Here is a 19931-nt window from a genome sequence, read left to right on the forward strand (position 1 = left end):
GCATGCGCGGCCGCGACCTCGGACGGGTTCCCGCCGCCAACACCGGGGAATGACCAACATCAACTGAGAACACGAGGTCCACTTTTCATCTGCTGCCCGTGGTCCACGATTCAGCCGTTACCGACAGGACGAATGCGGCGCCTTCTGGCCACTTCATGGCCGAGGGGCGCGCAGTGGCATCGGTGCTCGGATGTCGAACGTGTATGGAGCCGCGAGTGCCCGCGTGCGGGCGGAGGGGCTCCTGTAAGAAGTAGTATGGCGGGCTGGGGTGTTGGATGCCACGGAGATCGAGCCGACCGACGGGTGATCGCGCTGGAGGAGTTGACTGAGGCTGTAGCTGCGTCCGCGGCCGAGTCAACTGCCGTGACAGGCACCGAGGCAGAGCAAGAAGCGTCGCCGACGACTACGTAGGCCCGTCAATCGCCCGTGTATTGGTTGGCAGTTGACGCAGGGCGTAACTGGGCAGCCTGTGCGGATCCATGGGGCAACTATTAAGGACTCCAACCCCAATCGCCGCGAACTGCGCAAGCGCCGGGCCCTGCCGGTGGTCTCTTGCAAAGGCGCCCCGAACATCAAGGGCCTGGGGCAAGCTCCGTTACGTCGTGGAGCAGACCTTCGCCCTGCTCCACCAGTTCAAACGCCTCGCCGTCCGCTGGGAACGCCGACCCGAACTCCACGCCGCCTTCATCTCGTTGGCCCGCGGCCTCATCTGCTGGAGGCGACTGAAGAAGCACCGATCATGATCGTGTCACGAGCTTTTAGCTACAACTCACACCACTCACCCAGAGGGCCGGCTGCCCGCGTCTGGGTGAAGTCGTGCACCAGGTTCCATGCTCGATCGATATCCAGGACAAAGTCGCCCGTGAACGCGGCGAGGTCGTCCATGATCGGGACTTCGACCTCGGCACCCGAGGGCACGGTGCCGTCACCTGCGAGCAGAGACATCCGCTCGGTGTCACTCATCAGATGGACGACCGCGTGATCATCTCGGAAGGCCAGGATCAGCACCGGGAACTCACTGTTCGGTGACCGAACCTCGACATACCCCTGACCACGGGAACGCAGGTCATTGAAGCGGTCTGACAGATCCTTCACCTCCGAACGTGTCTCAACCGGATGGAACAGTCCCGATTCCGGCGACGTAGCCGCCCACACCACGCTCATCCAGCCCTTCCTCCCCACACAGGTCATCGCCCACGATCGAACCCCAACCGGCGAGAGCTGCGAAAACGGAGGATCCTGCCGGTCATCTCCCGCCAAGGGCGCCCCCAACATCAAGGGCCTTGGCAAACTCCGCTACGTCGTCGAGCAGACCTTCGCCCTCCTCCACCAGTTCAAGCGCCTTGCCGTCCGCTGGGAACGCCGAACTGAACTCCATGACGCCTTCGTCTCGTTGGCCTGCAGCCTCATCTGCTGGAGACGCCTCAAGTGTGGCTGAGCGCCTCAGTTGACGGATGAGCCGGGTCGATACCCAGCCCACATCGGATCGTCCAGTGCTGGTCGTCCTGAGAGGCGCCGGAGCGGACCTCCGGCGAGCGAGAGTCGGCGGCGCGCGACGTTGAGGAAGTGGCCCTGCGCCGCTTCAACGCGAGCTCGCAGAGCCAGCCAGCTCTCGTCAGGGGTCAGACCGCGTCTCACAGCGAAGTGGAGCTGCCAGATTTGCTCATCGAGGGCGTGGACGGCTTCTGCGGTGTCCCGATCAGCTACGAGGTTCACCATAGCTATCGCTTCGTTCCAAGGCCGCCAGTCGACAGTGGTCGCCACGACGACACCCTGCGGAGCTGAGTCGGGACGACTTCCTTCCATCTGGCCGAGGCCAATGAGTACCGCAGTCGATTCCCGCAGCACACATGCATATGCTGCCACCTGCTGATCCCTGATCCAGTGTCGATCCTGAGATCTCCTGCTGACCGCGCTGCCAGCGAACACACCGATGAGCGTGGTCACCACCGCGCCCGCAGGAGCCGCCAGCAAGCTCCACAACGCGCTCATGGAGACAGTCTTGTGGAGTCATCGATGCGCTCGCAGGCCATTCGGATCCAAGCCTGCAGCCCTTTGACTGACTCGCAAGCGGTTTGCTAGCAGCCGCCAACTGAAGCGCTCAGGCACATGAAGAAAGACCGTTCATGATCGTGTTACGAGCTCTTCGGGCGACTGGAGCCGTGGATACTTCGGCGAAGGACATCACTCAGGCAGGCGGGTGCGATCCAGCCAATCTCACAGCTTGCCGGTGATGACTCCGCGCCATGTCCACCCCGCACCGAGAACAGCGTCCTGTAGGGGATTCTTCAGGTCAGAACTGTCGAAACTGAATGTCTCGTGCGCTTCGGGACCGCCGTCTTCGCCCCGGCCCAGCGTCCAGCGCTTCGAGACCGTCTGTACCTGACCGCTTTGGGCCTCGGTCGCGATGGCCAGACTAGGGGTGTCGCCAACCCACGTGACTTCGTATTGCTGGTCGAGGGAGCGGACTTCCGGCTTCTCCGGAACCAGGCGCATACGGACCTGGAACACTCGGCTCACCTGGGTGCGGACGAAGATGGTCTGCCAGGCCGGGTCCAGGAGGCGCCACTCTGCCACCAGATCGGCGCCCTCCGCGCTGCCGTCCCGGATGACGTACGGAACGTCGGGGCGATTGAGGCCGAGCAGAGCCGCGTGGACCTCAGCGGCTGATCGTGGGGCGACACCGTCGGCGGGGTGCTTGGTTCCGGTGAGCTTGTCGAACAGACCCATGAAATCAACTTATGCGAGTCGGATTGACGGTGCAGGATGTGCCGCTTGAAGGTTGTCCCGTAAGCGATCTTCTGGTGGGTGTGGGAGCGCTCGGCTGACGTGCAGAATGGCCGCCTACCCGGCGAGGGTGAGGTTGTGCAGTTGGGCGATGCCGCGCATGGCGTGGTGGACACCCTCGCCTTGAGGCGGCAGTCACGCAGGATCTTCCAGCGCTTCATGCGGGCAAAGGTGTGCTCGACGTGGGCGCGAACTCGTTTGTGGGAGCGGTTGTGCTGCTCTTTCCAGCCGGGTAGTTCGCTCTCGCCGGCGGACCGGGATGACCAGACCATTGCCCTGGTAACCGCCATCCGCGATCGTCATGGTGCAGCCGACGACGTCCTTGGCGGCATCCGCCTCCTATCCAGCCACATACGCCGCTGCCAGCGAAAGCGAGCCTGGGCGTCGAGATCCCACACCATGCAGAGAGACCGCCAGAGACTTCGGGGACCGCGCCGCCATCAATAGATCAGTTCGATTTGCATTCATCCGCGCACCGATTAGCCGGTTCCGTTTCCTGCGACGGGCTTCGCATCCATCAAAAAGGACCCGGCCAACAGCGCCGCAGCAACGGGGCCGGCAATTCCTACTGCCCAGCGCCATCCCGATGCAACGTCGAATGTCATCAGCGCTGCACCAGCAATAATCAGCACCAAGATGAACAAAGTTGACCGACTCACGAAAAGTGGCCACTTGGAATGCGGATCCCACAGCCGGAGCAGTCGCCCATCGCCCGCTGCATCAATCAGTTTGTGAACCGGCGCACTGCCGCCTGCCAACAATTGTCCTTCGCGGACGGTGAGAGTTCCATGCATCACCCAGCCGTGATCAGAAATCAGAGCAGCAGGAGTCACACGAGGAGAGAAACGCCGACCGCCCGTACCGCGACGCGCGTCCCAGCACAGCCAGGCCTGCTCCCCTTGTACCGAATCAGGCAGATCCTGTTCCGTGAGGTCCACGAGAAGGTGCACGTGACCGGCGGTCGTCTCGACGCTCAGACTTCGCGACGGTGCAGCGCTGTTTCCCGGTTCCCTTGAGGAATCTCGGAATTGTGCAGCATGAGACACCCGCCCTCGAATGGCATTGTCATTGTTACGCAGGCGAGAAAGGGTACGAAAACCTTGCTCCGTGTAAACCAACACCACGATTACGCAGAGCCCGATCCCCCATCCGGCAAGGAGAAGCCAGACCAAGCGAGCTGGCAAAGCAGCGCCGCGCAGTTCGTCTTCCAGATCGCTCTTGTCTCCTGCCACAGCCCCCAGTCGCGGTTGTGTTGGGGCATAGAGCACCGATACCCGATCCCCGGACTTCAGTCGTTCAGGGGACTTCGTAGTCACCGTCGCCGGTACTAGTTGCCCACCTTTCAGGGCCGGAAGCTGAACAACAGTCGTCGCCGTGTAGTACGACTTGCCCCTACTCGGGTCGTGGAAACGAACGTCCCTGACTTCGTCGACCTGAACCTTCGCGAACACTGCCCCGGCTGAATCAATCTGCTCCACCAAGTCAGGCCTCTGTGGTGATCCCCATGCCATGGCAACCAGCCCCACAAGAAGGCTCCAGACGCCGACAGGGCGAGCGAAGGAACGCCACAACTGTCGCCGCCTCGAGGGGATACGCCGAGGCAAGGGAACCGCCCCGGAGCCCGGCCAACTTCGCTCTGTATCTGCCTCGGTTCCAGTGAACTCGGCTGCTGCCACCACACTGAATGGCTGTCGGCCACCGGTTCTTCCCTGGTAGAGAGCGATCGCGACAACACCGAGCACGGCACAAACAAGGGCGCCAAGGATCGTCTCGCGTCGCAGGGCCGGCTCGGAGCTGAAGAACCAAAACGTGAAAACGACGGTGCCAGACACGAAGGCGAGCCCGGCGGACCAGCGACCGACTCTCTCAGCGGACTTGAGGTTCACTAGAACGGTCCCTTCGCGGTTCACCCAAAGTCCTCGCGGATCCGGTCAGTTGCCGTCTCGTTGTTACCCTCGACGCCCCGCTCAGCTGCCTTCTGGCCTTCCTCGGCACTCTTGTCCACACCGTCGAATCCGTCTTTCGCTGTGTTCGCGGAAACGCCGCCCGCGATGGGCGTGGTGGCACCGAATGCAACGTCGACTCCGGTTTGCTGGTGCTCTGGGCGGTCTCCGCTGTAGGCGAAGTCGTTCTCGTTCCTCAGACCCCGAGCCATGTCATCGAGCCCTCTGTCGACCGCCCTTGCCCCGCCGCCGAGTCCGCCAGCGGCGCCTCCGGCTACACCGGTGACAGCGCTCTGTCTGATGTCGAAGTCCTCCCCCTTGCGGACCGAGTCCAGATAGTCGCCCGACATCCCTCCAGCCGCTCCGCCGGCCATCCCGCTGAGGATCTCCTTGCCGCCCGCTGCGGTCACGGCCTTGCTTGCGGCGGTCCCGACAGTCGCGCCCGCCAGGCCACCGATCATGTTGGTCCCGACTTCCCAGCCCTTGCCACTGAGTTGGCTGGTGACCATGCCACCAGCGGCGCCTCCAGCCCAGTTCAGCATCCCCTCGGCGAGGAGCTTCCCTCCCCTTCCCGAGTTGTACAGGGTCCTGAAAATGTTGGCGATCGTTCGCAGAAGCCTGCCCAGTCGACCCGCGGCATCGAGAGCCCTTGTGACCAACATGGTGACTCGCGCTGTGCCGGCCGCCGCCGAGACACCCAGCGTGAGGAATGACATGCCCACCGAGACGCCAATGGAGATGCCGATCTCCACATAGATGCCGTGAATCTCTTCATTAACCTCCTCGATACACTTGGCAGCTTCGTCAAGACCCTTGGCGGCTTCGTCAAAATCGTCCGTCGCGCTCAGTACAGCAGCCGCGAACTCGTCCCAATGAACAAGGAAGGCATTGGCTGCCTCACCACGCCAAGTGTGTCCGACTGTGGCCCTGACGTCCTTGTCCAGGTCCTTGACCATGCCTTCGACTTCAGTCTTCAGCTGTCGCCACGCTTTAGCCGCAGCTTTCAACTCATCAGGACGACCGCCCGGATTGATGACCTCAATGCCGAGTTCGATGATCTCTTCGGCTACGGACTCGTTCCCGCTCACCGGTCACCGTCCGAATTCTTCCCGAAGAGAACCGCGAGGTCGTCGTCAGTGACTTCGGTGTCTCGGTTCACCTTTCGCAAAGCGTCAGCGATCTGGTCCAAGTGCTGATGCACGACCTTCATGGCGCTGGCAACGTCCGTGGAGTAAGAGATGTATGCGGACGTGACCTCCTCCGACTCCGTCAAGACGCCGAAGCCATCAGTGATCGCTTCTGCCCCTGTCTCCTCCTCGAACTTCTTGAGGTACGCCCTGAGGTCGTATGCCTGCATCTCGAATTTCCGGGCCAAGTCCCTTCCCGCCCCGGGTTCGTAATACGAGGTTCCGTCGTCAGCCACTTCACTGTCCTGGTTCTGTTGATGCACGTACTGCGGCACTGAGCAAGCGAGGTCATCGCGTGCAGGTCGGACCTCGGATTGCATCAATTCACGTAAGGGATGCAGGCGGCCCTTCAGCCCGCTGCTGAATGAGGCCCAACTCCGCTACTGGCCTTGGTACGGGGGCTGTTGGGGGTACGGGTTGGGATTCTGCGGGGGCTGTCCCGGAGGAGTGGGGTACCCCTGATTGGGGGCTGCGTTGGGGTACGGCTGTTGTGCGGGCGGGTACATCGGCTGCTGAGGCGGGTGACCCATGTTCTGCGGGTAAGTTCCGTTGGCGGGGGCGCCGTTGCCCGATGATCGGCGGCTGCGGGTTACTGCGAAGACGATGACTGCGGCGATTACGGCTCCTACGCCGATGATGCCGACGACAAGGACGATGGCGCCCATTGACGAAGATCCCTTCTCTTACTCGGACTTGTTCGCTCTGCTGGCCGATCGCCAGGGGGCGGAAAACCCGGGGCGTTACTCCTATTGCTGCCCTTGGTGCGGGGGTTGTTGGGCGTACGGGTTGGGGTAATGCGGGGGCTGGCCTGGAGCAGGTGGGTACCCCTGGGGAGCTGAGTGGGGATACGACCCGTAGCCCGTTGGGGGCTGGGACGGGTAGCTGGTGCCATAAACCGCGGTGCCGCCGCCGGAGCCCGGGCCGCCGTTACCTCCGTTGCGGCGGTTGCGGATCACCACAAAGGCGATAGCACCGACGATCACAATGGCTGCGATGCCGGCAGCGAGGACGAGGACGCTGATGGAGGAAGACTTCTTCGTGGCCTGAGTCGAGGCGTTCGCTTCCTCGGATGCCTTGCCGGACGTCGAGTCGGACGATTGGAGCTGGCCGAGAGGGTTCTCCTTGGGTCCAGCGGGAATATCCATCGTCACCGCCTGGCGGGGACGGATAATCCCGTAGCCATACTCCTCGTCGGGTGCCTTTAGTCCCTTGTGGCCGAGGAACGAGGCCGATCTGATGAGGCGGTTGATGACTTGGCCGGCCGTGAGGTCAGGGAACTTGGAGCGGACCAAGGCGGCAGCAGCGGATACATAGGCTGTGGCACCCGATGTGCCATTTGACAAACTGTATTGCGGCGACAGAGTCGTATCCGCGGCGAGAATCTCGACACCGGGAGCCATTAGGACAAGCCCCTTTCCAGTGTTGGAGCCTTCCCAGCGGTTGGCGTTCTTATCCACAGCACCCACAGAAACAACCCCGGGCAGTGCTGCTGGCTCGTCGACAGCAATGGATCCGTCATTACCTGCGCCCGCAACAACAACGACATCGTGGGCTTGCGCATACGCGATAGCCGCACGACCATCACTTAGAGTCTTGCCACCATCGTTACCGAAAGAAAGATTGATTACCTTCGCGCCATGGTCCACTGCGTATCGAACCGCCGCGGCCCAGGTCTCATCATGATTGGGGTCTTTCTGTGTCTGAAGGACACGAAGGGGCAAAATCTTCGCCTTTGGCGCGAACCCAACCATGCCAGACTCATTGCCGGCGCCATGGCCGTGCGCAGCGATGATGCTCGCCATGCTCGTCCCATGACCGTCCAAGTCCTTCTGGGGGTTACCTCCGCCAGTGAAGTCTTTACCCTCAAGGACCTGTCCAGCTAGATCCGGGTGACTGCCGTCCACGCCGGAATCTACTACGGCAACAGTCACCCCCTCCCCTTGTGCCTCAGCCCAGGTGTCTTCCATCGCGAATACGTCCAAGACCCACTGTTGATCCCTGACGTAGTCCGCTGAGGCGCCTGGGGCCGCTGTGAGGAGCAAAGCCCCTGTCAATGCCGCGACTCCCGCCGCAGACCAGACTCGCTTGAAACGCACTTTCTGCTCCTCGCTCAACTACGACAGGCTCCGCCAGTCTTCATGCAGACGAGCCACACGGTTACTCCGTGCGGCTCGCGGGTTTGGCTACTCGAGGGTCCGCCACATTCCAGCAGCCGTCACAGGCGGTGCCCAACAGGGTCGGTCGGGAGTACGAAGATGACGATGCTCACGCACGATCCGCCGCTACTGGGTCACTCCTACTGACCTTGGTGCGGGGGTTGTTGGGCGTAAGGATTGGGGTGCTGGCCGGGAGTAGGCGGGTACCCCTGGTTGGGAGTTGCGTTGGGGTACGGCTGATGGCCCGCCGAGGGCTGGGGCGAGTAGCCCGCGCCATAAGCGGGGGTTCCGCCACCGGGACCGGGTCCGCCGTTACCTCCGTTGCGGCGGCTTCGGATTACCACGAAGGCGATCGCGCCGATGACCACGACAGCTGCAATGCCGCCAATCAGAACGAGGTTACTGGAGGAGGACTTCTTCTTTTTGGCCTGGGTCGAAGAGTCCGTATCCTTGGATGACTGGCTAGAAACGGAGGATGACTTGAGCTGGCCGAGGGGGTTCTTCTTGGGACCGGTCGGGATGTCCATCGTGAGTGCCGAATAGGGCCGAACAATCCCGTAGCCGTATTCCTCGTCGGGCGCCTTGAGCCCTTTGTGGTGCGCGAACGTGGCTGACTTGATCAGGCGGTTGATGACCTGGCCTGCGGAGAGGTCAGGGAATTTTGAGCGGACCAAGGCTGCGGCAGCGGATACGTAGGCTGTTGCGTCCGAGGTGCCGCTAGCAATACCGTACCCCTGGGATCGGTTCTTGTTTGCGCCGAGAATTTCGACGCCGGGCGCTGTCAGCGCCACTTGCTTCCCCGTGTTGGAATTCTCCCAAAGATTGGCCTCTTTATCCACGGCACCGACAGCCACCACTCCGGGCAACGCAGCCGGATAACCGACATCTCCACCATTGTTCCCTGTTCCAGCAACAACAACTACATCGTGCGCCTGCGCATACGCAATTGCATCTCGGCCATCGATTCCCGTCGTGCTGTACTCATCAGCAAAGGACAGGTTGATGACCTTCGCACCCTCGTCCACCGCATAACGAACCGCAGGAGCCCACGTCTCGTCCAGGTTCTTATCATCTCGCGTCTGGAGGGTGCGCAGTGGCAGAATCTTGGCCTTAGGCGCGAGGCCGATCATGCCGGAGTCATTTCCTGCACCATGGCCATGCGCAGCAATAAGACTCGCCATACTGGTCCCATGCCCGACCACGTCCTCTTGGGCATCTCCTCCACCGGTGAAGTCCTTGCCCTTAAGAACCTGGCCCGTCAGATCGGGGTGACTGGCGTCGACACCAGTGTCGACAACCGCAACGGTAACGCCTTGCCCCTGGGATTCAGCCCATACATCTTCTACTGCGAATGCGTTCAAGGCCCATTGTTGATCTCTGACGTAGTCCGCCGATGCGGATGGGGCCGTAGTGAGGAGCAAAGCTCCTGTCAGCGTCACGACTCCCGCCGTGGACCAGACTCGCTTGAAACTCACTTCTTTGCTCCTCACTCAAACCACGACTGGTTCCGCCAGCCTTCATGCGAGTGAGCCGCACGATCTCTCCGTGCGGCTCACTAGTGTGCCTACTCGATGGTCCGCGGTACGTTTCGGTTGCGGTCTTCTTCCGAGATCCAGGTCTCTTCGTCCTCGACCAGGTAGTCGGGACGCTCGCCCTGGCTATTCTCGTCGTTGGGCCGGCGGCCGTTGCGACCGCCCATGCCGCCAGCCATTGCACCGGCCCCGCGCTGGGTTCCGCCGCGGCTGCCGTGCAGGCCCGCACCGCCACCGGCGCCCTTGCCAGTGATGCCCTTGGCCGCTCCGACCACGCCGCCACGGGACTTCGCTAGGGCTCCACGTCCGCCAGCGCCAGCACCACCTCGGCCGGCTGCGCCGGCTCCACCGCCGCCCATGCCGCCCATACCGGCTCGGCCTCCGGCACCGCGGCCTGCTCCCGCGCCAGTACCAGCTGCGCGACCGCCGCCCGGAACACCAATGCCGCCGCGTCCTGCCGTACCGCGTCCGACGCCGGTCCCTCCGCCAGGAGCCACGATCCCCGGGCCCTGAGCCCCGCCGGTCCCAACCCCGCCCCCGCCGACGCCGGGGCCTCCAGTGCCAGTGCCGGGACCGGGCCCTGTCAGACCCGGTGAGATGCTGTCCACCTTCGTCTTGCTGGTCGGGAGCTGTGCACCTCCCGTGATGCCCTGGTCACGGGGCCCCGTTGGGGCCGGCTTCACGCTCGTGGTCGGACCGGCGCTCCACGGCTTGTTGCCTGATGCCGAACCGCTTGGACGGGACGCACCTACACCGGGCGAGACGACAGGTGGTGGGTACTCCACCTGACCGTTGGGCTCCTTGATATTGCCCTGACCGTCGTCGACGATTCTGTTGTTCTTCAAGTTCCGCGAGACTCGCATGTATTGAGCCGCGAGGTCCTCCATGACGGCAACACCATTGAGCTGGGCTTCACGGCTCGCGCCGATCTTGCCCTCGTTGATTTCCGCGACTTCCTTGGCAGTGAGCTGGCGGTCCTTGAGGTCGCTGGCTACTGCTTCGCCGTTGTCCCATTTCCAGTCGCTGAGGGCATCGCCAAGCTTGGCCCAGCCACTGGGCTCCTCGATCGCGTCCAGCTGCGCCTTGAACCTGCGTAGCTGCGAGCTGGCGTCAGCCATTTGGGAGCTGTTGAGGTCGGCGTGCCAAGCCGCGTTCCTGATGCTCTGCGCGATCTGGCGAGCCTTCTTCTCAAAACTCGTGGCTGCTTCGCCCTCCCAGTACTCCAGGACGCTGTCGACGGCTTTATCGAGCACGCCAGCGATTCCCTCACCGTCTTTACCGCCGGCGAGGATACCCTTAACCGACTTCCAGTGATCGCCGACTCGCTCGATCGCCACCGGGTCGGTGAGATCAAGCATCTGCTTGAGCTCTTTGAGCGAGTACTCAATGAATTGAGTCTTGGTCTGGGGCCGCCCCGGGTCCGCAACGCAGACGTCATTCTCAATCACTGGCTTGGGCAGGTCTTTGTCACCAGCCATTTTGAACTCCTCCCTCTAATAGGTGATTCTCGATCGGGCTACCTTGCAAACGAGCCGTTCGAGCTCCCCGTGTCACCACCCATTTGGTGCTTGTTCGCGTACTCCTGCTCGGTGTACTTGTCCTTGACCTTGGAGGTGCTCGTGCCGAACTTGTCGATCAACCCATGCAGGCCCTTGATCGCGTTCTCAAGATCGGTCTTCATGTTCTTGTGGGCCTCATGCAGTTCGCCCGCCTCCAAAAAGAGGCACGAGTTCCCGAACGCGTCCATCGGGATCTCCGTGTTGTACCGCGACGTCTGCCCCGCTTTATCCATATCGTCCAGCAACGTCCAGAGCTTCCGGATGACCTCATCCAGCGCGCTCAGATCGACCCGCATCCCGTTACTCATACCCCGTTGTCCTCTCCCCTGTTCCTGAAGTTGTCAGCGCACCCACTCGGCGCCCAAGTCATCGATCGCCCAACCCGACTACTACCCACCAGCCCGACCACCCCGCCGCGCCTGCCAATCCCGCACAGCCACCCCACCCCCCGCAACCACCAACGCCAGAGCCGCCCCAACGCCCAAGACATACATGGCGATCCGGCGCTCCCGCTCAGCCTCGGTCTCTCCCATGGTCACCGCCATAGGGACAACCCCGCCCCCTCCAGCCGCCACCACCGGATCCGGTGACGGCGAGCTCCCCGGCGTGGAGTCATCCGACAACGCAGCCACCGGATCCACAACACCCCACCCGATGAACCGATTGGGCCCCCGCCCCGGCCGCTGAGCCGTCTCCTCGAGCCGGGTCGCGATCTGGGACGCCTTCCAGTCCGGGTGCTTCTGCTTCAGCAGGGCCGCGACGCCCGCGACATACGGCGCTGCGAAACTCGTGCCGTCCGCGGTGCACTGCCCGCCCTGCGGGACCGTGGAGACCATGCCGACGCCCGGCGCTGCGATGTCGACGAAGTCGCCGGACTGGGAGAAGAAGGCGCGTTCGTCGTTGCGGTCGGAGGCTGCTACCGCGAGGACGCCGTCGTAGGAAGCCGGGTATGTGTTGGCCGACTTGCCGTCCGCTCCGTCGTTGCCGGCGGCAGCCACGATCAGCGCGCCCTTGCGTACCGCGTTCGCCACGGCGGTCCCCAGGACGAGGTTGTCGGACTTGTCCGCGGTGTCGGAGGAGATGTTGATGATGTCGGCGCCCGCGGCGACCGCGGCGTCGATGGCCGATGCCATGGTGCCCGAGTTGCCCTGCTTCTCCTCACCGCCCGTGTAGCGGTAGGACAGGATCTTGGCGTCCGGTGCGATGCCCACGAAGCCCGTGCCCTTGAGGGGTCGCGCGGCGATGATGCCCGCGACCCGGGTGCCGTGGCCTTCGAGGTCATCGGTGGCCTTGCCCCCGACGTAGGACTTGCTGCCGCCGCCCACCGCGCCGCGGAGTTGAGGGTTGGAGTCGTCCACGCCGGTGTCGATCACCGCCACCGTGACGCCCTCACCCGTCGCCTGTTCGCGCAGTTGGTCCAGGAGGACACGTTGGAGTGACCACGGCGTGGACTTGATGACGTCGCCGCCGAAGACGCACTCCGAGCTGGCCGTCAGGCCGAAATCTGGGTTGCCCGAGTTGTCGGACGCCAGTGCCGGTGGAGCGGATGCCAGGCAGATTCCCGTCGCCGCGAGCACGCCAAAGGCCCGCTGCAGTGCGCGGGTTCCACTGTTGCCGCTGCGCGAACGGGCTGTCAGGCCCTCCACGTCCAGGCCCCTCATGTCCAGACTCCCAGGGCTTCCTTGCTTACCTGGCTTACCTGCATGCTCACTTGTGAGCTTGCTGGCCTGCCGGCTTGCTTCGACTACTACGTCGCTCACTCGATTACTACGTCTACTACGTCTGCTGCGCCCGCTTCGTTGACTTCGACGACTGCGAAGCCCGCGAGGGCCTCTGAGTTCCCTAAGTCCTCGACTAGGTCCCCTAGGTCCTCGACGCTGAAGCATGCGCGTGAACAACCCATCCGCGAATGTGAAGATTCGCAGGATGTGTTGTGCGCGGCCCCTCAGAAAGGGGCGGCCCAGCCGACGCCTTCGCGCCTGCTGGGCCGATCCACCGCATTCACGCACACCCCTCGGGCCGCCGACGGGCTCAGCCCCAGGTGTTGGCGTTGCTCTTCTCAGTGGCCTGGTAGTTGTCGGCCGCGCTCTGCAGGGCCGTGGAGATCTTCAGCAGGGTCGCGTGCAGGTCGGCGGCGGTGCGGTCCCACTCGCGCTGCTTGCGCTGGTAGCCCTCCTGCGCCTCGCCTTCCCAGGTGTTGGCGACGCGCTTGACCGCGGCCTCGAGGTCGTCGAGCTGCTGCTTGATGCGACCGGCGGTGGTCTTCACGTCGGTGGACGCGTTGGTGATGGTTGCGTAATTGACGAGGATCGACATCGTCATTCCCTTTCAGGAAGAGTCCGATTCAGGAAGAGTCGGAAGGAATCAGTGGAAAGCTATGGAGACGGGCAAAACCGGCGCGAGCCGGCCACCCCACGGCTCGATCAGCCGAAGTCCGACATGATCTTGCTGATCTCGGAGTTCTGCTGCTCTTCCGACGCGGAGTAGTTGCTCCGCGTGGAGTCCACGGCTTCCTTGATGTCGTTGAGGATGTCGCTCATCCTCTTCGCGTCCGCGTTCCAACGCTCCTGCAGCTGGCGGTACGACGTGGCTGCGCCACCCTGCCAACCGCCGGCGATCTGGTCGATCACTCCGTTGAGACGGCGGATCTCACCCTGCAGCTGACCGTTCACCGTGGTGATGTCCCCGGAGAGCTTGGTCAGTTCGTCCTCTGTTACCCGGAACTGGCCGGCCATGATGAACCTTCCCCCATGTCGTCGTTGATCCGGGAAACCCTTACCAGTCCCGGAGTGGCGTTCCGTTCGTGAACGCTGGAAGCACTCTATCCTCCGCCTGTCTCATACCCACAGGCAAGGTCTTTCAGTTACAGCATTCACACACACGCGCGATGCGTGGGTGGATGGTTGCTGTCAAGTCCCCTCGCTCGCAACCCCGTTGGCGCTCACTCCCGCACATCCTCAGCACGTCACTGGCTCTGCGGCTGTGCCGCGCTACCCGTGTCCAGGGTCGGGCCCTTCGGGATGAATGTCGCCCAAGTTTGCGGTACGAACGCCGGGTTGGAGACGTCCTCGTAACCCAGCCGCGTGCGCGCCTTCGCCGTCTCGCTCGCGTCGCCCGACTCACCCTCCGACGAGGACGAGGAGGACTCGGACGAACCGCTGCCGCTTGCCTCCGCCCCCTCCGCCTCACTGTCGTTGTTCGTCGGCAGCGAGTACCGCAGGCCCGTGTCCGTCAGCAGATACGTCGCACCGCCGCCGCCCGCCGCACCGGTGACCTCCTGGAAGAGGAGGCCCGAACCGGAGGAGACGTAGGCGCTCAGCGATTCGGCGACGACCTTCTTGGGGTACGCCGTTCCGGCCCAGGCGGCGAGCTGTGGCTTGCTGTCCGGGCCGATGGTGCCGTCGTAGACGCTGCAGGAGGTGTTACGGGCCTCGCCGGTCGCGGTGGCCGCGGGGTTGGCCTGCCGCGGAACGGTCTCGGGCCAGCCCTTGTCCGCGTAGAACCGGTCGGCCGGGCCGCCGTTGGCCTCGATGATGTCGCGGGTGTCGACCTCGATGGGGTCGACCCCGTCCTTCACCTGGAGCAGCGCGGCGACGAACGGCGTGATGCGGGCGATCTCGTCCTGGAGGACGACGTAGTACTGGGGGCCCTGCGCCTCTTGTGCCTTGAGGACCTGCCCTACGGTGCTCACCTCGGAGGGGAGTCCCTGGACCGCGGTCGTCGCGCCGGCGGACGGAACCGTCGGGAAGGTGATGACCCCGCCCTCGTTGAGGGTGCGCAGCCACTCCTGGCTCACCGGCTGGGGCTCGGACGTGGTGCCGATGACGGCGGCGCGCAGCTGCTCCATGGTGGTCTCGTCGAGACCCGACGGGCCGCCCAGCAGGAAGCGGTTGCCCTTGCCGTCGACCAGGTATTCCTGGTCGGTCTTGGGGTCCTTGACGTACAGGGCCTCGCGCGGGTCGACCTTGCCCGCGAGCGACTTCGCGTCGTCGGAGTCGAGGACGAAGACGGCACGGTCGATGGCGTCGTCCGTGCCGGAGCCGGAGGCCGGGCGCTCGCACACCGCCCAGGTCTTCGCCTTCTCCGCGTCGTCCTTGGCGGGCAGCCGGTCGGGGGCGTACGGAATGCCGAGGGTCGCGCCGTGCGGGATGCCGCTCTTGTCGATCTCCTTGCCGGGGACCTCGATGACGCTGCCCTTGCCCTTGTCCAGGAGGAGCTTGGCGGAGGCGTAGTTGAGGACGGGGTGCAGCGTCTTGGTCTTCTTGCCGCTCGACGTCTCGTCGTTGAGGACGACGTAGCGCGTCGTGGAGTCGCTGTCGACGATGATGTACTCGCCGGGAGTGTCCCAACCCTTGGGCGCGGAGGGCTTGATCACGCCCCAGGCGATGAAGCCGATCACCAGCACGATGCCCACCGCCAGGCTGGGCATCACCGTACGAACCGGACGCGGTGCGCCTTCTTCGGAGCCGCCCGGGGACGGCGCCAGAAACGCCGCGACGGTGCGCTTGCGAGCGAACGTGTAGGCGGCGAGCTCATCCCGACGCTGCTTTGCCATGGTCCCCGTGTCTCCCGAATTCTGGTCCCCGATGGTGCTCGACCGTGCCCGATCGTGCCTGACCGCGAATCGTGAGGCCTGACCGTGGAACGCGAGGCCGCCGCTCCGGCCGAGCAGGCATCCACTATGCACTGCGCCGCGGTGCGGCGGTCCATCAGGGTACGGCCGTCCCCGCATCTTCACAGATCATCTTCACAGAGCTTCACGACAGCGCTCCACCATGCGGGCCCGGTCCGTGCGAGGCTGGCCACCCGGGGTCGGTGTCCCCTGCGCCGCTGTGCCGTCTGTGCCCGGCAGCGGGTACCGTGAGCCACTCGTATGGACGATGTGGGCCAATGGACGCCCGACGAACGGCCACCACTTCGCGAAAGGGATGTCCCGGGGGATGACCAGCGCTACGAGCACTCGGCGCGCACGCCGCGCACAGCAGCAACCGGACGGTCCGGACCGCGGACGCACGTCGACTCCGGCCCCCGCCGCCGCGTCGCCACGCACCTTGCCCACCCCGGGCGGTATGGGCCCGGTACGGCTGCAGCAGTTGATCCTGGTGGAGCTCGCGGCGGCGGTCATGCTCGTCGCCTGGGTCACCGACGTGTCCTGGCTGCTGGCCCCCGCGGGTGCCGTGGCGGCGCTGCTGCTGCTTCTCGCGGTCCTGCGCCGGGGCCGTCGGCCGCTGGCCGAGTGGTACGACACGGCGCGCGCGCTGAGGCGCCGTCAGCGCGAGGCCAAGCTGCCCGTGCCGCCGGGCACGGACGCGATGCTGGCTCCGGTCGTGGAGTGCGATCCGGCGCTGCGGACCTATGAGTTCGTGTCCCGTGACGACCGTTCGATCGGTCTGATCGGTGACGGGACCTTCCTGACCGCGGTGCTCTTCGTGCAACCGGCGGACCAGCCGTTGCGCCCCGGGGGCGCCGGGCGGCAGCTGCCGCTGAAGCTGATCCAGGAGGCTCTGGAGGTCGACGGGATCCGGCTCGCCTCCGCGCAGGTGGTCCAGCACACCCAGCCGGCGCCCGCACCGCATCTGCCCGAGCAGTCGATCGCCGCGCGGTCGTACGGCCCACTGCAGGCGCAGACCGGTTCGCCCGCGCTCCGGCTCACCTGGGTCGCTCTCAAGCTGGACCCGGAGCTGTGCCCGGAGGCGGTTCAGGCGCGCGGCGACGGTGTTCCCGGGGCGCAGCGCGCTCTGCTGCGGGTGGCGGACCAGTTGACCAGCCGACTGGCCGGGGCCGGGTTCAAGGCGACCATCCTGGACGAGAACGAGCTGGTGCAGGCGCTGGCGACGTCCAGCTGCCTCAACCCGCGCGCCAACGCGCAGCACGGCCAGGACGGGCGGACCCAGCGCCGTTCGGTCGAATCGGTACGGACGTGGCGGGTCGACGACCGGTGGCATACGACGTACTGGGTGTCCCGTTGGCCGCAGTTGGGGAACGGCGGTGTGGCGCTGCCCGAGCTGGTGACGCGGTTCACCTCTCTCCCGGTGCTCGCCACGACGTTCAGTGTCACCCTGAGCAAGGCCGGCAGCCGGGGTGTCTCCCTCGCGGGGCACATCCGTGTCACCGCCCGTGGAGACAGCGAACTCGGCCAGGTGGGACGGGAGTTGGAGCGGACCGCGAGTACCGCGAAGGTCGGTCTGGTCCGCCTCGACCGGGAGCAGGTCCCGGGAGCCCTCGCCACTCTGCCGCTCGGAGGTACGTACTGATGTCCCACCCCGCACCGACCATGCCCCCGGGCCAGCCGGGCCGGGCCACCCCCGCGCACGTGGCCTCGCCCTCCGACACCGGCATGATCCCGATCATCCGGCAGCCGGAGCCGCGGCAGCAACGGCGTGTCTTCAGCCCGGGGTTCGGGCTGCGCGGGCCGCGCCGCAACCGCCATGTCGTCACCGTCGACGAGCTTGAGGCGATCAGCATGCCGATCGGCGACGACGGCGTGATCATCGGCACCGACCGGGCGTCGCAGCCCGCCGTGCTCGGTCTGTCCCGTCCGACCCCCTTCGACGTCGTGCTCGTGGGCGGCCTCTGGCTGGCCCAGGTGCTGGCGTTGCGTATCGCGGCGACCGGCGCGCGCGTGGGCGTGGAGACCGGCCGGCCGCAGGCGTGGCAGCAGCTGGCCCAGTCGGCGGGTGGCGGCCAGCAGTGCGTGACCGTCTACCCGGTGGGACGGGTGCCCGCTCAGGGGCCGTCCGTTTCCAGCCCCGTCGTCCTGATCCGGGACTGCGGCATCCGTCCGCCGCGCGGCCGGGTGACCGCGCTGCCGTGGCAGGCCGTGGTGACGGTGCTGCCCTTCGTCAGCGAGCACGCGCCGCGCTGGCTGGCCCAGGCCCAACTGGTCGGCATTCAGCGCATTTCGCCCGAGGAGACCGAGATCGTACGGGACACTCTGGGCATCCCGGACGAACCGCTGCAGTATCTGTCGAACCTGCATGACAGCGTCGCCCTGTGGTGCACCCGCAAGCACCGCACCTTCGTGATGACCGAACCCACAGACGCGGAGACGGGCCTGCTCGGCGTGGCCCGTCGGATGGACTGAACGCGTCTTCGTTTCCGGGCATGGGGTGCGAACCGGCCGTGCCCGTGGGCGCTTTTCCCTAGCGCGATGCAAGTGATTAGGCTTCTGGTGATGCGGTGACGATCGCAGCCGCGTGGGGTTCGCCACTCGGTCCGCCCGGCCGCGACGACCAACTCAGCAGCAGTGGCTGACCAGGAGGCAAGCAGTGAACAGGGATCGGTCCGACTACAACGGCGGCGGCCCGTCCTCTGACGGGGACGAGCAGGAGACCGAACTCACCGGTGAGTTCGAAATCGTCTACACGCCTCCCGCCTGGTACGCCCCGAAGCCGCAGAGTGGCTCCGCGAACGACGAACCGAGCAACCCCGGGCCGTCCTCACCGCAGCCTCCACCGCCGACCGGATCGCCCGCCGTGCCGTCCTCCGGACCGCCCGGCGTTCCCGCACCGCAGGCTCCCCCACCGAGCGCTCCGGCGCCGGCCCAGCCGTACACCTATCGCGCACCCGCACCGCAGCAGCCCACGTCGGACGCGCCCGGCGCGAACCAGTCCGGCACGGGTGGCACCGACGGCTACGGGTATCCGCAGCCGGCCCAGCCGCAACCGGGCCAGCCTCAGCCCGCCCAGCCTCAGTCCAGCCAGCCGCAGCCCGCCCAGCCGCAACCGCCACAGCCTCCGCAGCAGCAGCCGGGCACCGCCGCCCCCACGGCCGGAGGCGCCGCGACGCCCGGCGGATACGGCTACCCCCAGCAGGCGGGAGCGAGCGTGCCCCAGCAGCGCCAGGACACGTCGGGTGGTCACGTACCGGCTCAGCAGCAGCCGTCGACCCCGCCTCCCGCAGCGCCCGGCTTCCCGGTGCTGCGTCCGGTCGACGAGGACTCCCAGGGCAGCCCGTCCCAGGCCGCCGCCCCCGCGGCGAGCGCCCCCGACGAGCCCGCCGCCGGTGAGCCGCTGCCCGACCTCAACCACGCCGCCGCCGATGCCGAGGCCGCGCGGCTGTTCGGCGAGACCTCCGACGACGAGGAGCCGGAGGAGGAGCGCGGCGACGAGGCCGAGGCGGACGGCTCCGCCGGGTCGGCGCCCGAGGCTGACGGTTCGGCCGACACGGACGGTACGGACGGCCAGGGGACCGCGGTCGTTCAGCCCGATGCGGGCTCCCCCGCGCAGACGGACGCCGACGCGGCGTCAGCTACGGCGGAAGCAGAACCGGAAGCCCAGCCGCAGCAGCCCCCCGCTCCCGAGGCCCCGCCTGCCGCCACTCAGGGGCAGCAGCCGCAGGGCGAGCCCGCCATGCCGGCCCCCATGCCCCAGGCCGGCCAGGCGATTCCCCCGCTGCCGCCGGGCTACGTGCCCGCGCAGCCCGCCCAGGGAGTACCGCAGCAGGCAGGGCAGCCGGGCCAGGACGCCGCTGCCGCGGGCGTACCTCCGCAGGCACCCCAGCCCGCCGGTTACGGCTACCCCCAGAACCCCGCCCAGCCCCCGCAGCCGCAGCCGCACCAAGTCCCGCCCCAGGGCGCGTTCGGCCCGGTCCAGCCGCCGGCCCCGGCCCAGCAGCCCGGCTACCCGGCACAGGGCGGACACCCGGCACCGGTCGACCCACGACAGGCGCCCCAGCCGCCGCACGCCCCGCAGCCGCAACCCGGCCACCCGCAGGCTCCCGGATACGGCTACCCCCAGCAGGCAGGCCAGCCCGGACAGCCCCAGCC

At 65.8% G+C, this 19931-nt stretch carries 19 protein-coding genes and 1 pseudogene; 4 read left to right on the plus strand and 16 right to left on the minus strand.

All coding sequences use genetic code 11. The features are described 5' to 3' along the window. The first annotated feature begins 602 nt into the window (after positions 1 to 602). Positions 603 to 743: a hypothetical protein gene (locus ACTWQO_RS46265; RefSeq protein WP_443243412.1), complete on the plus strand. Its 141-nt coding sequence runs from the start codon at positions 603 to 605 to the stop codon at positions 741 to 743. 19 nt (positions 744 to 762) lie between these two features. On the opposite strand, the gene ACTWQO_RS46270 is transcribed toward ACTWQO_RS46265, so the two are convergent. The 16 genes and pseudogenes from ACTWQO_RS46270 to eccB all read right to left on the minus strand — a co-directional run bounded on the left by ACTWQO_RS46270 (position 763) and on the right by eccB (position 15719). Further along, a complete protein-coding gene (locus ACTWQO_RS46270; RefSeq protein WP_443243413.1) occupies positions 763 to 1164 on the minus strand; it encodes a hypothetical protein in 402 nt (133 codons plus the stop codon). Between the two features lie 82 nt (positions 1165 to 1246). Next, positions 1247 to 1378, minus strand: a complete 132-nt coding sequence (locus ACTWQO_RS46275; protein WP_443243414.1) for a hypothetical protein — start codon at positions 1376 to 1378, stop codon at positions 1247 to 1249. A 65-nt stretch (positions 1379 to 1443) separates the two neighbouring features. Then, positions 1444 to 1992 (minus strand): hypothetical protein, encoded by a 549-nt coding sequence (locus ACTWQO_RS46280; RefSeq protein WP_443243415.1) that lies wholly within the window; start codon positions 1990 to 1992, stop codon positions 1444 to 1446. Positions 1993 to 2217: 225 nt separating this feature from the next. Next, positions 2218 to 2730 (minus strand): hypothetical protein, encoded by a 513-nt coding sequence (locus ACTWQO_RS46285; protein WP_443243416.1) that lies wholly within the window; start codon positions 2728 to 2730, stop codon positions 2218 to 2220. A gap of 114 nt (positions 2731 to 2844) precedes the next feature. Continuing rightward, positions 2845 to 3114 (minus strand): annotated as a pseudogene (locus ACTWQO_RS46290) (transposase family protein); the annotation flags it as partial. Between the two features lie 152 nt (positions 3115 to 3266). Continuing rightward, positions 3267 to 4268 carry a hypothetical protein gene (locus tag ACTWQO_RS46295; protein WP_443243417.1) on the minus strand — a complete coding sequence of 334 codons (1002 nt, stop codon included), beginning with the start codon at positions 4266 to 4268 and terminating at the stop codon, positions 3267 to 3269. Positions 4269 to 4693: 425 nt separating this feature from the next. Further along, positions 4694 to 5818, minus strand: a complete 1125-nt coding sequence (locus ACTWQO_RS46300) for a WXG100 family type VII secretion target (RefSeq protein ID WP_443243418.1) — start codon at positions 5816 to 5818, stop codon at positions 4694 to 4696. Further along, positions 5815 to 6153 carry a hypothetical protein gene (locus ACTWQO_RS46305; protein ID WP_443243419.1) on the minus strand — a complete coding sequence of 113 codons (339 nt, stop codon included), beginning with the start codon at positions 6151 to 6153 and terminating at the stop codon, positions 5815 to 5817. Before ACTWQO_RS46305 ends, ACTWQO_RS46300 begins: the two co-directional genes overlap by 4 nt. 510 nt (positions 6154 to 6663) lie before the next feature. Then, positions 6664 to 7884, minus strand: a complete 1221-nt coding sequence (gene mycP / locus ACTWQO_RS46310) for a type VII secretion-associated serine protease mycosin (RefSeq protein WP_443243429.1) — start codon at positions 7882 to 7884, stop codon at positions 6664 to 6666. 329 nt (positions 7885 to 8213) lie between these two features. Then, entirely contained in the window at positions 8214 to 9434 is a 1221-nt protein-coding gene (gene mycP / locus ACTWQO_RS46315; RefSeq protein WP_443243420.1) for a type VII secretion-associated serine protease mycosin, read from the minus strand. Between the two features lie 203 nt (positions 9435 to 9637). Then, positions 9638 to 11083: a hypothetical protein gene (locus ACTWQO_RS46320; protein WP_443243421.1), complete on the minus strand. Its 1446-nt coding sequence runs from the start codon at positions 11081 to 11083 to the stop codon at positions 9638 to 9640. Between the two features lie 38 nt (positions 11084 to 11121). Continuing rightward, positions 11122 to 11472 carry a hypothetical protein gene (locus tag ACTWQO_RS46325; protein ID WP_443243422.1) on the minus strand — a complete coding sequence of 117 codons (351 nt, stop codon included), beginning with the start codon at positions 11470 to 11472 and terminating at the stop codon, positions 11122 to 11124. Between the two features lie 81 nt (positions 11473 to 11553). Next, positions 11554 to 12825: a type VII secretion-associated serine protease mycosin gene (gene mycP, locus ACTWQO_RS46330; protein WP_443243423.1), complete on the minus strand. Its 1272-nt coding sequence runs from the start codon at positions 12823 to 12825 to the stop codon at positions 11554 to 11556. 370 nt (positions 12826 to 13195) lie between these two features. Continuing rightward, positions 13196 to 13486 (minus strand): WXG100 family type VII secretion target, encoded by a 291-nt coding sequence (locus tag ACTWQO_RS46335; RefSeq protein ID WP_301984660.1) that lies wholly within the window; start codon positions 13484 to 13486, stop codon positions 13196 to 13198. Positions 13487 to 13587: 101 nt separating this feature from the next. After that, a complete protein-coding gene (locus ACTWQO_RS46340) occupies positions 13588 to 13899 on the minus strand; it encodes a WXG100 family type VII secretion target (protein ID WP_443243424.1) in 312 nt (103 codons plus the stop codon). 230 nt (positions 13900 to 14129) lie between these two features. Next, positions 14130 to 15719 carry a type VII secretion protein EccB gene (gene eccB / locus ACTWQO_RS46345; protein ID WP_443243425.1) on the minus strand — a complete coding sequence of 530 codons (1590 nt, stop codon included), beginning with the start codon at positions 15717 to 15719 and terminating at the stop codon, positions 14130 to 14132. Between the two features lie 385 nt (positions 15720 to 16104). Here eccB and eccE point away from each other — a divergent pair, with 385 nt between their 5' ends. The 3 genes from eccE to ACTWQO_RS46360 form a co-directional block, all read left to right on the plus strand. Then, positions 16105 to 17418, plus strand: a complete 1314-nt coding sequence (gene eccE / locus ACTWQO_RS46350) for a type VII secretion protein EccE (protein ID WP_443243426.1) — start codon at positions 16105 to 16107, stop codon at positions 17416 to 17418. Further along, the gene (locus ACTWQO_RS46355) at positions 17418 to 18248 is read left to right on the plus strand and encodes a hypothetical protein (RefSeq protein WP_443243427.1); all 831 of its coding nucleotides are present in this window, start codon (positions 17418 to 17420) and stop codon (positions 18246 to 18248) included. Before eccE ends, ACTWQO_RS46355 begins: the two co-directional genes overlap by 1 nt. Positions 18249 to 18432: 184 nt before the next feature. Then, the coding region (locus tag ACTWQO_RS46360) for an SCO5717 family growth-regulating ATPase (RefSeq protein ID WP_443243428.1) at positions 18433 to 19931 on the plus strand (1499 nt) is incomplete at its 3' end.

Origin of the sequence: Streptomyces sp. 4N124 (assembly GCF_052245395.1) — a bacterium.
GTDB lineage: Bacteria > Actinomycetota > Actinomycetes > Streptomycetales > Streptomycetaceae > Streptomyces.

Bases quoted from the DNA above. Each gene is read 5' to 3' on its own strand.
- ACTWQO_RS46270 (WP_443243413.1), bottom strand. From the start codon at position 1,164: ATGAGCGTGGTGTGGGCGGCTACGTCGCCGGAATCGGGACTGTTCCAT.
- ACTWQO_RS46275 (WP_443243414.1), bottom strand. From the start codon at position 1,378: ATGGAGTTCAGTTCGGCGTTCCCAGCGGACGGCAAGGCGCTTGAACTG.
- ACTWQO_RS46280 (WP_443243415.1), bottom strand. From the start codon at position 1,992: ATGAGCGCGTTGTGGAGCTTGCTGGCGGCTCCTGCGGGCGCGGTGGTG.
- ACTWQO_RS46285 (WP_443243416.1), bottom strand. From the start codon at position 2,730: ATGGGTCTGTTCGACAAGCTCACCGGAACCAAGCACCCCGCCGACGGT.
- mycP (WP_443243429.1), bottom strand. From the start codon at position 7,884: ATGGAAGACACCTGGGCTGAGGCACAAGGGGAGGGGGTGACTGTTGCC.
- ACTWQO_RS46320 (WP_443243421.1), bottom strand. From the start codon at position 11,083: ATGGCTGGTGACAAAGACCTGCCCAAGCCAGTGATTGAGAATGACGTC.
- ACTWQO_RS46325 (WP_443243422.1), bottom strand. From the start codon at position 11,472: ATGAGTAACGGGATGCGGGTCGATCTGAGCGCGCTGGATGAGGTCATC.
- mycP (WP_443243423.1), bottom strand. From the start codon at position 12,825: ATGAGGGGCCTGGACGTGGAGGGCCTGACAGCCCGTTCGCGCAGCGGC.
- ACTWQO_RS46335 (WP_301984660.1), bottom strand. From the start codon at position 13,486: ATGACGATGTCGATCCTCGTCAATTACGCAACCATCACCAACGCGTCC.
- ACTWQO_RS46340 (WP_443243424.1), bottom strand. From the start codon at position 13,899: ATGGCCGGCCAGTTCCGGGTAACAGAGGACGAACTGACCAAGCTCTCC.
- eccB (WP_443243425.1), bottom strand. From the start codon at position 15,719: ATGGCAAAGCAGCGTCGGGATGAGCTCGCCGCCTACACGTTCGCTCGC.
- eccE (WP_443243426.1), top strand. From the start codon at position 16,105: ATGACCAGCGCTACGAGCACTCGGCGCGCACGCCGCGCACAGCAGCAA.
- ACTWQO_RS46355 (WP_443243427.1), top strand. From the start codon at position 17,418: ATGTCCCACCCCGCACCGACCATGCCCCCGGGCCAGCCGGGCCGGGCC.